Source organism: Georgenia sp. Z1344 (genome assembly GCF_057652375.1).
Genome location: NZ_CM172728.1, coordinates 1,640,709 through 1,653,301, shown reverse-complemented (window position 1 = coordinate 1,653,301; position 12,593 = coordinate 1,640,709). Strand labels below are relative to the sequence as shown.

Below are 12,593 nucleotides of genomic sequence, written 5' to 3'. Positions count from 1 at the left end.
GGCCGGGCGGTGTACGGGCACGTTGCCTCAGGAGATGGTAACGACCCGCGGCCGCGGAACGGGACGGCGCCCCGGACAGGCCCGCCGCGATCCGGACCGGACAGGTGACGCGCGGGCGCCGACGCGGGTGCCCCCGTGGCCAGGACCGATGTCGGACATAGCGGGCGTGGGGGTGGCGGGGACCGGGCGGAGGGACCACGCTTGAGGCATGGATCTCCACGCCGGAACCGGGACCGAAGCACGAGAGACCGAGAGCTACCGACTGGACGACGCGACCGTCGAGGCTGTCGACGCCTGGTGGCGGGCGTCGAACTACCTGGCCGTCGGCCAGATCTACCTCATGCGCAACGCGTTGCTGCGGCGGCCGCTCGAGGAGGGGGACATCAAACCCCGCCTGCTCGGCCACTGGGGCACCTCGCCGGGCCAGAACTTCCTCTACGCGCACCTCAACCACCAGATCATCGAGCGGGACCTCGACGCGATCTATCTCAGCGGCCCCGGGCACGGCGGCCCCTCGCTCGTGGCGGCCGCCTGGCTCGAGGGCACGTACTCCGAGGTCTACTCGCACGTGGGGCCGGACGAGCGCGGCGTCGACGAGCTCTTCCGCCAGTTCTCGTTCCCCGGCGGCGTCCCCAGCCACGTAGCGCCCGAGACGCCCGGGTCGATCCACGAGGGCGGCGAGCTCGGCTACGTCCTCTCCCACGCCTACGGCGCGGCCTTCGACAACCCGGGCACCATCGCCGTCGCGGTCATCGGCGACGGCGAGGCCGAGACCGGGCCCCTGGCCACCGGCTGGCACGGCAACAAGTTCCTCGACCCCACGGTCGACGGCACCGTGCTCCCGATCCTCCACCTCAACGGGTACAAGATCGCCAACCCCACGATCTTCGACCGCATGCCCGAGGGTGAGCTCGAGTCCCTGATGGTCGGGTACGGACACAAGCCGTACTTCTTCGAGGGCGGGTTCGACGACGAGGACGTCGCGCAGACGCACCGTCGCTTCGCCGCCCTGCTCGCCGAGGTGCTCGACGAGATCGCGGACATCCGGGCCCGCGCCGCCGACGGCACCCTCGAGGACCGGCCGCGGTGGCCGATGATCGTCTTCCGCACCCCGAAGGGATGGACGGGCCCGAAGGAGATCGACGGGCAGCCCGTCGAGGGCACGTGGCGCAGCCACCAGGTGCCGATGAACCACGTGCGCGGCAACGCCGAGTACACGCGGATGCTCGAGGAGTGGATGCGCAGCTACCGGCCCGAGGAGCTGTTCGACGACGAGGGTCGCATCGTCGACGTCGTCGCGCGCAACAACCCCTCCGGAGAGCGCCGGATGAGCGCGAACCCCCACGCCAACGGCGGGACCCTCACGCGGGACCTCGACCTGCCCGACTTCCGGGACCACGCCGTCGACGTGCCCGCGCCCGGCGGGACGATGGGCGAGGCGACCCGCACGCTCGGGAGCTGGCTCGCCGGCGTGGTCGACCGCAACCGCACGAACTTCCGCGTCTTCGGCCCGGACGAGACGGCGTCGAACCGCCTGAACGCCACCGTCGACGTGGCCGGCAAGGCATGGCAGGGCGAGATCGTCGGGACCGACGTCGACCTGTCCCGCTCCGGACGCGTGATGGAGGTGCTCTCGGAGCACCAGGTGCAGGGCTGGCTCGAGGGCTACCTGCTCACCGGCCGCCACGGCGTGCTCAACAGCTACGAGGCGTTCGTCCACATCGTCGACTCGATGTTCAACCAGCACGCCAAGTGGCTGGACGCGAGCAACGACATCCCGTGGCGCGTGCCGATCCCGTCGCTCAACTACCTGCTGTCCTCGCACGTGTGGCGCCAGGACCACAATGGGTTCTCCCACCAGGACCCCGGGTTCCTCGACGTCGTGATGAACAAGACCGCCGACGTCACCCGCATCTACCTGCCGCCGGACGCCAACACCCTGCTGTCGACGTTCGACCACGTGCTGCGCAGCAAGGGGTACGTCAACGTCGTCGTGGCCGGGAAGCAGCCCAACCCCCAGTGGCTGACGATGGACGAGGCCGTGCTGCACTGCGCGCGCGGCATCGGCATCTGGGACTGGGCCGGGACCGAGGTGCGGGGCGAGAAGCCGGACGTCGTCATCGGCTGCGCCGGCGACATCCCCACGATGGAGGCCATCGCGGCCGCCGGGGTGCTCGCGGAGCATCTGCCCGACCTGCGGATCCGCGTGGTCAACGTGGTCGACCTCATGCGGCTGCAGGACGAGCGGGAGCACCCGCACGGGATGAGCCACCGGGACTTCGACGCCCTGTTCACCACCGACCGCCCGGTGATCTTCGCGTTCCACGGCTACCCGGCGCTCGTCCACCGCCTCACCTACCGGCGGACGAACCACGGCAACATCCACGTCCGTGGGTTCAAGGAGGAGGGCAGCACGACGACCCCCTTCAACATGCTGATGGTCAACGACCTCGACCGGTATCGGCTCGCCGTCGACGTCATCGACCGCGTGCCCGGTCTGGCCGAGCGCGCGGCGGTCCTGCGCCAGGAGCTGCTCGACACCCGGGTCCGCGCGCGCAACTACGCGCGGACCCACGGCGAGGACCTCCCGGAGGTCGCGGAGTGGAGGTTCACGAACAGCCGCGGCGAGGACGTGCGGCTCGGCTCGACCGACGACACGGGCGGCGACAACGCTTGACCTCCCGCTCTCGTCGAGACTGCGGTTGGTGCCCGTCGAGATTGCGGTTGGGAGCCCGCCTCCGTGTCGAGAGTGCGGCTCAGGTCGAGCTCATCGAGATTGAGGTTCGTCGTCGGGAGGTCGCGGTCCACGGTCGAGAGTGCGGCTGACGCCCCGCGCACGGGGCTGAACCGGCGCGGACCTGCGCAACCGGTGTGCGGGATCACGCCCGTGGACGCCCGGATGCCCGGGCGTCCACGGGAACCGGGGTGATAGTCTCCTCTACGCTGTTTGCCGCAGTCGAGCGGCTCGCGCGAGTGGCGGAATTGGCAGACGCGCACGGTTCAGGTCCGTGTGCCCGAAAGGGCGTGGGGGTTCAAGTCCCCCTTCGCGCACAGTGTGATGTCCCAGGACATCGTGAGCGGCTGAACCCCCGGTAACGGGGGTTCAGCCGTTTTCCGTCCTGCCGACGGCCCCGGGGGCCGCCGCCTCTACGCTCACCACATGACGGACAGCCACGACGCCCCCGACGACGCCGTCGAGCTCGCCCACCAGCTCCTCGACCTCGCGCGTCGGGGCGAGACCGAGCGCCTCACCGCCTACGTCGACGCCGGCGCCCCGGTCGACCTCGCAGGGGCGGACGGCAACACGCTCCTCATGCTCGCGGCCTACCACGGGCACGCGGACCTCGTCGGGGCGCTCGCCGAGCGCGGCGCCGACGTCGACCGGCTCAACTCCCGCTTCCAGTCCCCGCTCGCCGGCGCGATCTTCAAGGGGGAGGCCGACGTCGTCACCACCCTGCTCGAGGCAGGGGCCGATCCCGACGCCGGGCAGCCCTCGGCGCGGGGCACCGCCGAGTACTTCGGCCGCACGGACCTCCTTCCGCCCGTCTGACGCCCACTGCTCGGAGTGGACTGCCGACGCCGACGCGCGCCCGTACCGTGGCGCCATGTCCTGGAACACCACGATCGCCGTCGTCGAGGGTGCTCAGCCGGCCGAGCTCGAACGGGCCGGCCTTCAGCCCCGGGAGGGCAGCGTCCTCGCCGACTTCGCCCTCGGCGGCCGCCCGGACGACGTCGGCCACCCGGGCGCCGTGTTCGCCGGTTCCGTGCCCGGCGGAACGGTGGTGCTCGGCGACCTGATGGACGTGCTCGAGCTGGCTCCCACCCTCGCGCCGGCACTCGGCCGCACTGTCCGGCTCGCGGTGTTCGGCGGGACCTCGGACAGTTACCTGTGGCAGGTGATCACGCCGGAGGGGCCGGTCCGCGAGCTGCGCTCGCAGTCGGGGGAGACCGACGCCGACGACGGCCAGCCCGACCCCGCGGAGGCAGCCTCCGGTCTCGGGGTGCTCTCCGAGGACACCCTCATCGCGCTCCTCGAACGGACGACGGGCGTCACCTTCGACGACGCCCTCCTCGAGACTCCGACGACGCCGTACGTCCGCTTCGGACCGGACACCGCACCGTCGGGCCCGTCCGCGGCGCCGGGCCTGACCGCGTCCGCGCCCCGCCGCCGCAGCCTCCTCGACCGGATCCTTGGCCGCGGCTGACGTCATCCCGTCCGACGAACAGCCGCCCGACGTCGGCTGAGGACCGCCCCGACGCCGCTGCTTCGGTGGCTACCGGTAGCCGTCCTCCTCCTCCGCCATGACCTGCATCGCCTCGAGCGCCGCGTTCTCCTCGACGATCTCGGCCGCACCCGCGGCCCGGGCGTCCGCGATCTCGGCCTCGTCGTCCCGTCCGAGGGCACGCAGGGCGTCGGCGAGCCCGATGGCGAGGCTCTGCTCGACGTCGGCGTAGTCCTCATCGCCCTCCCCGACGAGGTCGAGCCCCTCCACGTAGGTGTCGACGGCCTCCTCGTGGCGCCCCTGGGTGTCCAGCGCCGAGGCCAGTCCGTCGAGCGCCCGGGCGAGGAGGTCGGTGGCCTCCTCGTCGGCGCGGAGCCGCTCGAGCACGGACCGGTAGATGCGTTCGGCCTCGACAGGGCGCCCCGTGCTCTCGTGGAGCTCCCCGATGTCGTCGACCACCATGAACTCCTCCCACAGCAGCTCCGGGTCGCCGCTCAACAGATCCCGGGCCTCCTCGAGCCGGGGCAGCGCGGCCTCGGGGTCGTCGAGCCCGGCGAGCGTCCGGCCGATCTGCTGGATGACGTGGGCGCGTTCGTTGATCGTCGTCGGGCCGTCGTCCCAGGCGGCGAGCGCGCGCCGGTAGGCGGGCAGCGCGGCGCGGGGAGAATCGGTGGCGCGGTGGAGGTCCCCGAGCAGGCGCCAGGCCCGGCCCAGCTCCTTGGCCGGGCCGCCCGCCGCCTTGAACGCCGCGATGGCGCGGGCGACCGACCCGCGCGCCTCGTCGAGGTCGCCGTCCCTGTGGTGGAACCGGGCGAGCGCCAGCCACGCCGTGCCTTCCGCGGCGCCCGCGTCCTCCGTGTCCGCCCGTGCGGCCGCGAGGTTGGCCTCGTGCTCGGCGAGCTGGACGTCCCGGGGGAGTGCCATCAGGCGGAGGAGCTCTTGGAGCTCCTCGTTCTCCTTCCGGAGCACCTCGCTCTTGCGCCGCAGCGCGTCTGAGTCATCCTCCGCGGCGATCGCGGCGCGTGCGTGATCGTCGTCGGTGGTCGATGGATCCTCGTGCACGTCGCCTCCGGCTGTCGGTCGAGCGGTCTCGTCGGTCGAGCGGTCAGGTCAGGCGGGTCACCCACGCGTGTGAGCGCAGCCCGCCGGCGGGCCCGCTGCCCCGCCCGTCTCCCATCGTGGTCCCCGGGCGGCCGGCGGACAACGCGGATCCCCAGGGTGGAACACTCGGCCCGTGTCCACACCCCCCGAGCACCCGGACTCCGCCCGCGCGGCCGAGCCGGACGCAGCCGTCACGCGCACCGACGTCGCCGTCGTCGGCCTCGGAGCCTGGGGCTCGCAGGCGCTGTGGCGGCTCGCGGAGCGGGGTGTCGACGTCGTCGGGGTCGAGCAGTTCGACGTCGGGCACGCCCTCGGCTCGACCCACGGCACCACCCGCCTGTTCCGCGAGCTGTGCCTGGAGCACCCCTGCCTCACTCCGGTGGCCGGCCGCGCCCGCGAGCTGTGGCGCGAGCTCGAGAACGTGACCGGGACCGAGCTCCTGCGGCTCACGGGAGGCGTCATGGCGGGACCGCCGGACGGTCGCGTCGTCACCGGCGTCGCGTCCGCCGCCGACGCCGCCGGCCACCGTGTCGAGCAACTCGGTGCCGTCGAGGCCAGGGACCGGTTCCGCGTCCTGCGCCAGCTGCCCGACCACCACGTCGCGCTCCTCGACCCGGCCGCCGGCCTCGCGCGCCCGGAGGACGGGGTGCGGGCCGCGGTCGCCGCCGCCACGGCCGCCGGCGCACGAGTGGCGCGCGCCCGTGTCGACGGGATCGACGAGTCAGGGTCCGGCGTCGTCGTCCGCCTGGCAGGCGGGGGACGGATCGAGGCGAGCCAGGTGGTCGTCGCCGCCGGCGCCTGGACGTCGCGGCTGGTGGACCTCGATCTGCGCCCCCGCCGCGTCCCCATGTTCTGGTTCGACGGCCGCGACTCCGAGGACCTCGTGCCGGGCGGGATCCTCGACCTCGACCGGTTCCCGGTCATCATCCGCGAGCTCGACGACGGGCGGTGCATCTGGGGTCATGGCGCCTCACGGCCGGGGGAGCGGGGCGGGTTCTCCGTCAAGCTCGGCCTCGACGACGACGGGACCGACGGCCTCGGCTTCTCGGACGCCGACCCGGACCACCTCGACCGTTCGATCGACCTGCGCCGGGATGCCGCGGCGCTCGCCGACGCGGTCGCGACCGCCTACCCGGACGTGGACCCGACGCCGCTGTCCGGTGTCGCCTGCATGTACACGCGCTCGGCCGACGGCAACTTCCACGTCGGCCGCGTGCCCGGCCGCGACCGGGTGCTCGTCGCGGCCGGCGACTCCGGGCACGGGCACAAGCACGCTCCGGGGGTGGGGGAGCTCCTCGCCCAGGAGGCCGTGGGGGAGGGCCCGTTCGCCGACGTCGGGTTCATGCGCGTCCGTCGGTAGTCCACGACGAGGCGCGGCCACCCACCGGCACCCCACCCAAAATGTTAATGTCCGCGTATGAATGCGGACAACAAAGCATGTGGGCTCGACCCGTCCTCGGAGTTCGTCGAGCTCGCGGCCGAGGTGATGGGCCTGCTCTCGGACCCGACCCGGGTCCGCATCGTGCTCGCCCTGCGCCGGTCCGAGGAGCTGGCGGTGGGCGCGCTGGCGGAGATCGTGGGCAAGAAGCCGTCCGCGGTCTCGCAGCACCTCGCGAGGCTGCGGATGGCACGGATGGTCACCACCCGGCCCGAGGGGACGAGCGTGCTCTACCGGCTCGCGGACGAGCACGCGGTGGCCCTCGTGGTCGAGGCGGTGCGGCAGGCGGAGCACGCGGTGGCCAACGGGCAGAACCCGCCCCACCACCACACGCCGACGCCGTAACCCCGGCGCCGTCCACCGCTCGCGGATCACGAGGTCCCATGCTCACCGTTCTGAGGAACCCCACCTACGCCAAGCTGTTCGTCGCGCAGGTCGTCGCGCTGCTCGGCACGGGCCTGCTCACCGTCGCCCTGGGCCTGCTCGCCTTCGACATCGTGGGCGGCGACGCCGGGGTCGTCATGGGTGTGGCAATGACGATCAAGATGATCGCCTACGTCGCCGTCTCTCCCGTCACCACGGCGCTCGCGGCACGCCTGCCCCGCAAGCCGGTGCTCGTGGGCGCCGACCTCGTCCGCGCCGGTGTCGCGATGTCCCTGCCGTTCGTCACCGAGGCGTGGCAGATCTACGTCCTCATCTTCCTCCTCCAGTCCGCCTCGGCGACCTTCACCCCGACCTTCCAGGCCGTCATCCCCTCGGTGCTGCCGGACGAGCGTGACTACACCCGCGCCCTCTCGCTCTCGCGCCTGGCCTACGACCTGGAGTCGCTGATCAGCCCGATGCTGGCCGCCGCGCTGCTGACGGTCATCACGTACAACAACCTGTTCGTCGGCACCGTGATCGGGTTCCTCGCCTCCGCCGTCCTCGTCGTCGCCTCGCGGTTCCCGCACATCGAGCCCCCCGAGCCCGCGCGGTTCTTCGACCGCCTCACCCGCGGGGTGCGGTCGTTCTGGGCGAGACCGGAGCTGCGCGGCCTCATGGGACTCAACCTCGTCGTCGCGACGACCACGGCGATGGTCATCGTCAACACCGTCGTGCTCGTCCAGGGCGACCTGGGCCGCACGCGGTCCGACGTCGCCCTGCTGCTCGCCGCCTACGGGGGCGGGTCGATGGTCGTGGCCCTGTGGATGCCCAGGCTCCTCGACACCCTGCCCGACCGCCGGGTGATGCTCACCGGCGGCATCGCCCTGCCCATCCTGCTGGCCGCCTCGGCCGGCGTGATCGGCGCGGAGGCGGTGGCCACTCAGTGGGTCGCGCTGCTCGTCCTGTGGTTCCTGCTCGGCGCGGCGACCTCGACGATCCTCACCCCCTCGGCCCGGCTGCTGCGCCGCAACAGTCACGAGGGCAACCGGCCCGCCGTGTTCGCGGCGCAGTTCTCCCTCTCGCACGCCTGCTTCCTGGTCACCTACCCGCTCGCCGGCACCCTGGGCGCCGCCATCGGCCTGCCTGCGGTCGCGCTCGTCCTCGTGGCCGTCGGCGTCGTCGGCGCCGTCCTGGCGCTGGTCACCTGGCGGTCCGACGTCCCGGTCGCCGTCGGCCGCTGAACGCTCACCCCCGCACGGGGGAGCGGACTCCCCCGACCGGTTGATCCCCGCCGCCCCACCGTCCGCCACACTGTCGGTCATGGTGCAGTCCGCGCTCGGGTTCGTCCTCGTCGTCGCCACGGCGGTGGTCAACGCCCTGATCGTCGCCGTCGTCGCGCGCCGGCTGCTCGGCGCACCGGTGGGCTGGCCGCGCACGATCATCGTCGCGCTCATCGGCAACACCGCCGCCGCGGCGCTCCTCAACCGCGTGCTCGAGGGACTGCACATCGGCACGGACCAGCCCCTCGCCGGCGCGGCGGACCCGCTGCCGCTGACGGTCATCGTCGTGCTCGGCGCCGCCTGGGTCCTCGTCCTGGAGATCATGGTCCTCGCCGTGCTCGAGGCCGTCGTCCCGACCGGCGCGCTCCCGTCCCCGATCGCGTTCGTCCGGGGGACGCCCGCCCGGTTCCGCCGCGCGCGCCGCTACGCCGAGGTCGTCCAGATCGCGGCCCGCCACGGGCTCGTCGCATGGTTGCGCCCCCGCATGCCCAGACGGAGCGACGACGCCGCCGCCCCGCACACCACCGCCCGGGCCCTGCGGCGGGCGCTCGAGGACGCCGGCGTCACGTTCGTCAAGCTCGGCCAGATGCTGTCCACGCGGCCGGACCTCGTGCCCGCCCCCGTCGTCGCCGAGCTCTCCCGCCTGCACTCCGACGTGCCTGCGCTCTCGTGGGAGGAGGTCCGCCCGGTGGTCGACGCCTCCCTCGGGCGCCCCCTGGAGGAGGTCTTCGCCCACGTCGACACGACCCCGCTCGCCGCCGCCTCGGTCGCCCAGGTGCACACCGCCCGCCTCCACGACGGATCCGACGTGGTCCTCAAGATCCAGCGCCCGGGTGCGCGCCAGCAGGTCACCGGCGACATGGACATCGTCCTGCGGCTCGCGGACCGGCTCGACCGCACCACCTCATGGGGCCGCAGCCTCGGCCTGCGCACGCTCGCCCGCGGGTTCGCCGACTCCCTCGACGAGGAGCTCGACTACCGGGTCGAGCTCGCCAACATGCAGGCGATGGCGGCGTCGACCACCACGGACCTCGTCCACGTCCCGCGCGCCCACCCGGAGATCAGCTCGCGCACCCTGCTCGTCATGGAGCGCATCGAGGGGGCGCCGTTGTCCTCGCCGCGCGCCGACGTCGACCGGCTCCGCCTCGACGAGCGGGACGCCCTGAGCCAGGCACTCGTCGGCACGATCCTGCGCCAGGTCCTCGTCACGGGCGTCTTCCACGCCGACCTCCATCCGGGCAACGTCATGCTGCGCCCCGACGGCACCCTCGGCCTCCTCGACCTCGGATCCGTGGGGCGCCTCGACTCCGGCTCGCGCGGCTCTCTCGGTCTCGTCCTCGCCGCCGTCGAGCGCGGGGACGCGATCGCCACGACCGACGCGCTCGTCGACCTCCTCGACCGCCCGCCGGGGCTGGACGACCGGGCGCTCGAGCGGGAGGTCGGGCAGCTCCTCACCCGCCTCGCCGTGCTGGACCCCGCCGGCTCGTCGGCCGTGTTCGCCGACCTGCTGAGCATCGTGCTGCGCCACCGGTTCACCGTCCCGCCGCAGCTGGCCGGGGCGTTCCGGGCGCTCGGCTCGCTCGAGGGCACGATCGCGCTCCTGCACAGCGAGGTCGACCTCGTCTCCGCCGCCCGCGCCGAGGGCCGCACGCTCTCCCGCGAGAAGCTGGGGCCGAACGCCGTCAAGGACGCCCTGCTCGGGCAGGTCGCGTCCGTCCTCCCGATGCTCCAACGCCTGCCGCGCCGCCTCAACCGGCTGACGGAGGACCTCGAGGCCGGCCGCTTCACGATGAACACCCGCGTGCTCGGCCACGAGGACGACCGCGCCTTCGTCACCGGCATCCTCCAGCAGCTCATCGTCGCGGTCCTCGCCGCCGCGCTCGGGCTCGCCGGCGCCCTGCTCATCAGCACCCCGGGCGGCCCCGACCTGGCCGAGGGCATCCGCATCCTGCCGGTCGTCGGAGCTGCGCTCCTCCTCTTCGCGTTCACCCTCGGTGCCCGCGTCCTCGTCCAGGTCTTCCTCGGGGACCAGGACCAGGCCCGACGTCGGAGCGAACGCCGCTAGCGCCCCACCGACCTGCGCCGGGCGCGCCTCCTGCGGGAGGATGACGCATGCCGTCGTTGCCGAAGCTGCCCACGTACGCCGACCTCGACCGGGCGCTGGGCTCGACGTTCGCGCTCAAGTGGGTGATGAACGTCTGGCCGCCCATGCTGTTCTCGGGCATCCGCATCACGCACATCTCCCCGGACGCGCGCGATGTGCGCGTGCGCCTGGCGAAGAACCCGCTGACCTCGAACTACGTCGGCACCCAGTTCGGCGGCTCGCTGTACGCGATGACCGACCCGTTCTGGATGCTGCTCGTGGGCCGTGCGCTCGGTCCCGGCTACACGGTGTGGGACAAGCGCGGCGAGATCGACTACCTCCGGCCCGGGCGGACCGCGGTCGAGGCCGAGTTCCGCGTGACCGACGAGCTCCTCGAGCAGATCCGGTCGGGTGCCGCCGACGGCGCTGCGCACCTGCACTGGCTGAGCACCGACGTCGTGGCCACCGACGGCACCGTGGTCGCCCGCGTCCGCAAGCAGCTGCACGTCCGGCTCAACCCCACATCGACGCTCCGTGAGCCGGAGGAGGCGGTGGCCCGCGACGTCTGAGCCCGCGGTCGGCGACGCTTGAGCCGGCGGTCCGCGACGCCTGAGCCGGCGGCCCCGCACTACCCTGGTCGCCACCCGTGCGGACGGCGCGCCCCGCGCACGTCGAGCTGCGGCGTGAGACGGAGGAGAGCATGCGGATCGGTGTCCCCACCGAGGTCCTCGACCACGAGGGGCGGGTCGGCCTGACGCCGGCCGGCGTCCAGGAGCTCGTCGGCGACGGGCACGGTGTGGTCGTCCAGTCCGGGGCCGGCGTCCACTCGGGTCTGACCGACGACGACTACGCGGCCGCGGGTGCCACGCTCACCGACGACCCGGCCGAGGCGTGGGCCGCGGACCTCGTCGTCAAGGTCAAGGAGCCGGTCGAGGCCGAGTTCCCCTTCCTCCGCGACGGCCAGGTGCTGTTCACCTACCTCCACCTCGCGGCCGACCGGCCGCTGACGGAGCGGCTCCTCGAGGCGGGGACCACGGCCATCGCCTACGAGACCGTCCAGGACGACTCGGGCCGCCTGCCTCTGCTCGCGCCGATGTCGCAGATCGCGGGCCGGATGGCGGGCATGGTCGGGGCGAACCTCCTCGACGCGACCCGCGGCGGGACCGGCGTGCTCATGGGCGGCATCGCCGGTGTGGCCCCGGCCGAGGTGGTCGTGCTGGGGGCGGGGGTCGCCGGCGCCGGTGCGGCGACGTTCGCACTTGGGATGCACGCCTCCGTCACGGTCTTCGACAACCGCATCCCGGCGCTGCGCCGCCTCGACGACTCGTTCGGTCCCGCCGTGCGTACGCTCGCGGCGACCGGCCAGGCGATCGAGGAGGCCGTTCTGCGCGCGGACCTCGTCGTCGGGACCGTGCTCGTCCCGGGCGCCCATGCGGCCCAGCTCGTCGGCCGGGACCTCGTGGGGGAGATGCGGCCCGGTGCCGCGCTCGTCGACATCTCGATCGACCAGGGCGGCTGCTTCGAGGTCTCGCGCCCGACCACCCACTCCGCGCCCACGTTCCGGGTCGGCGAGCAGACCGTGTACGCCGTCGCGAACATGCCGGCCGCCTTCCCACGGACCTCGACCTTCGCGCTCACCTCGCTCACGCTGCCGCATGTCCGGGCGCTCGCGGGGGAGGACGGGTGGCGTGCGGCGCTCGACGCTGACCCGCACCTTGCCAAGGGGCTCAACGTCGACGCGGGCGGCGTGCGTCACGCGGGGGTGGCGGAGGCGCACGGCCTCGAGCTCGCCGGCTGACGCGGCGGCGGCCGGGCGGCGGCCACCGATCCGGGCCACCGTTCCCGGCCACCGCTCCGGGAAGCCGCCCCCGGGCGCCCGGGTCGACGCCGCCGACCTCGTCGAGTCCTCGCTGCGCCGGGCCAACCTGTGGAACGAGGTCGAGGACGGGCGCGACCGGCCCGGCCGGCTCGTCGAGTACGACACCACGGAGACGATCTTCCAGAACCCGGCCAACCAGCAGACCGTGGACTACGTCACCGGCCGCTTCGGCTGACCTCGCACCACCACGCACGACGACGAACGGCGCCGCCCCCTCGCGGGGAGC

General features: G+C 73.3%; 11 protein-coding genes and 1 tRNA gene. 11 read left to right on the top strand and 1 reads right to left on the bottom strand.

The features are described 5' to 3' along the window. The first annotated feature begins 208 nt into the window (after positions 1–208). The 4 genes from AC24FB_RS07395 (at position 209) to AC24FB_RS07380 (ending at position 4,205) form a co-directional block, all read left to right on the top strand. Positions 209–2,677, top strand: a complete 2,469-nt coding sequence (locus tag AC24FB_RS07395; RefSeq protein ID WP_425715854.1) for a phosphoketolase family protein — start codon at positions 209–211, stop codon at positions 2,675–2,677. A 290-nt stretch (positions 2,678–2,967) separates the two neighbouring features. Next, positions 2,968–3,051: transfer RNA gene (locus tag AC24FB_RS07390), tRNA-Leu, on the top strand. A 109-nt stretch (positions 3,052–3,160) separates the two neighbouring features. Then, on the top strand, positions 3,161–3,550 hold the full coding sequence (locus AC24FB_RS07385) for an ankyrin repeat domain-containing protein (protein ID WP_425715855.1): 390 nt from the start codon (positions 3,161–3,163) through the stop codon (positions 3,548–3,550). Between the two features lie 55 nt (positions 3,551–3,605). Next, a complete protein-coding gene (locus tag AC24FB_RS07380; protein ID WP_425715856.1) occupies positions 3,606–4,205 on the top strand; it encodes a hypothetical protein in 600 nt (199 codons plus the stop codon). A gap of 69 nt (positions 4,206–4,274) precedes the next feature. On the opposite strand, the gene AC24FB_RS07375 is transcribed toward AC24FB_RS07380, so the two are convergent. Then, a complete protein-coding gene (locus AC24FB_RS07375; protein ID WP_425715857.1) occupies positions 4,275–5,285 on the bottom strand; it encodes a tetratricopeptide repeat protein in 1,011 nt (336 codons plus the stop codon). Between the two features lie 172 nt (positions 5,286–5,457). Here AC24FB_RS07375 and solA point away from each other — a divergent pair, with 172 nt between their 5' ends. From solA to AC24FB_RS07340, 7 genes are all read left to right on the top strand, one after another. Next, on the top strand, positions 5,458–6,684 hold the full coding sequence (gene solA / locus AC24FB_RS07370) for an N-methyl-L-tryptophan oxidase (protein ID WP_425715858.1): 1,227 nt from the start codon (positions 5,458–5,460) through the stop codon (positions 6,682–6,684). 57 nt (positions 6,685–6,741) lie between these two features. Next, positions 6,742–7,107, top strand: a complete 366-nt coding sequence (locus AC24FB_RS07365; RefSeq protein WP_425715859.1) for an ArsR/SmtB family transcription factor — start codon at positions 6,742–6,744, stop codon at positions 7,105–7,107. Between the two features lie 38 nt (positions 7,108–7,145). Beyond that, positions 7,146–8,366: an MFS transporter gene (locus AC24FB_RS07360; protein WP_425715860.1), complete on the top strand. Its 1,221-nt coding sequence runs from the start codon at positions 7,146–7,148 to the stop codon at positions 8,364–8,366. A 79-nt stretch (positions 8,367–8,445) separates the two neighbouring features. Continuing rightward, on the top strand, positions 8,446–10,470 hold the full coding sequence (locus tag AC24FB_RS07355) for an ABC1 kinase family protein (protein WP_425715861.1): 2,025 nt from the start codon (positions 8,446–8,448) through the stop codon (positions 10,468–10,470). 47 nt (positions 10,471–10,517) lie between these two features. Then, a complete protein-coding gene (locus AC24FB_RS07350) occupies positions 10,518–11,057 on the top strand; it encodes a DUF4442 domain-containing protein (protein ID WP_425715862.1) in 540 nt (179 codons plus the stop codon). A 131-nt stretch (positions 11,058–11,188) separates the two neighbouring features. Next, positions 11,189–12,286: an alanine dehydrogenase gene (gene ald, locus AC24FB_RS07345; protein WP_425715863.1), complete on the top strand. Its 1,098-nt coding sequence runs from the start codon at positions 11,189–11,191 to the stop codon at positions 12,284–12,286. After that, entirely contained in the window at positions 12,204–12,542 is a 339-nt protein-coding gene (locus AC24FB_RS07340) for an ATP-binding cassette domain-containing protein (protein WP_425715864.1), read from the top strand. The genes ald and AC24FB_RS07340 overlap by 83 nt, the downstream gene beginning before the upstream one ends. Positions 12,543–12,593: the final 51 nt, after the last annotated feature.

What these genes read in the sequence shown, in the direction of transcription:
- AC24FB_RS07395 (WP_425715854.1), top strand. Translation starts at nt 209, where the DNA reads ATGGATCTCCACGCCGGAACCGGGACCGAAGCACGAGAGACCGAGAGC.
- AC24FB_RS07385 (WP_425715855.1), top strand. Translation starts at nt 3,161, where the DNA reads ATGACGGACAGCCACGACGCCCCCGACGACGCCGTCGAGCTCGCCCAC.
- AC24FB_RS07380 (WP_425715856.1), top strand. Translation starts at nt 3,606, where the DNA reads ATGTCCTGGAACACCACGATCGCCGTCGTCGAGGGTGCTCAGCCGGCC.
- AC24FB_RS07365 (WP_425715859.1), top strand. Translation starts at nt 6,742, where the DNA reads ATGAATGCGGACAACAAAGCATGTGGGCTCGACCCGTCCTCGGAGTTC.
- AC24FB_RS07360 (WP_425715860.1), top strand. Translation starts at nt 7,146, where the DNA reads ATGCTCACCGTTCTGAGGAACCCCACCTACGCCAAGCTGTTCGTCGCG.
- AC24FB_RS07355 (WP_425715861.1), top strand. Translation starts at nt 8,446, where the DNA reads ATGGTGCAGTCCGCGCTCGGGTTCGTCCTCGTCGTCGCCACGGCGGTG.
- AC24FB_RS07350 (WP_425715862.1), top strand. Translation starts at nt 10,518, where the DNA reads ATGCCGTCGTTGCCGAAGCTGCCCACGTACGCCGACCTCGACCGGGCG.
- ald (WP_425715863.1), top strand. Translation starts at nt 11,189, where the DNA reads ATGCGGATCGGTGTCCCCACCGAGGTCCTCGACCACGAGGGGCGGGTC.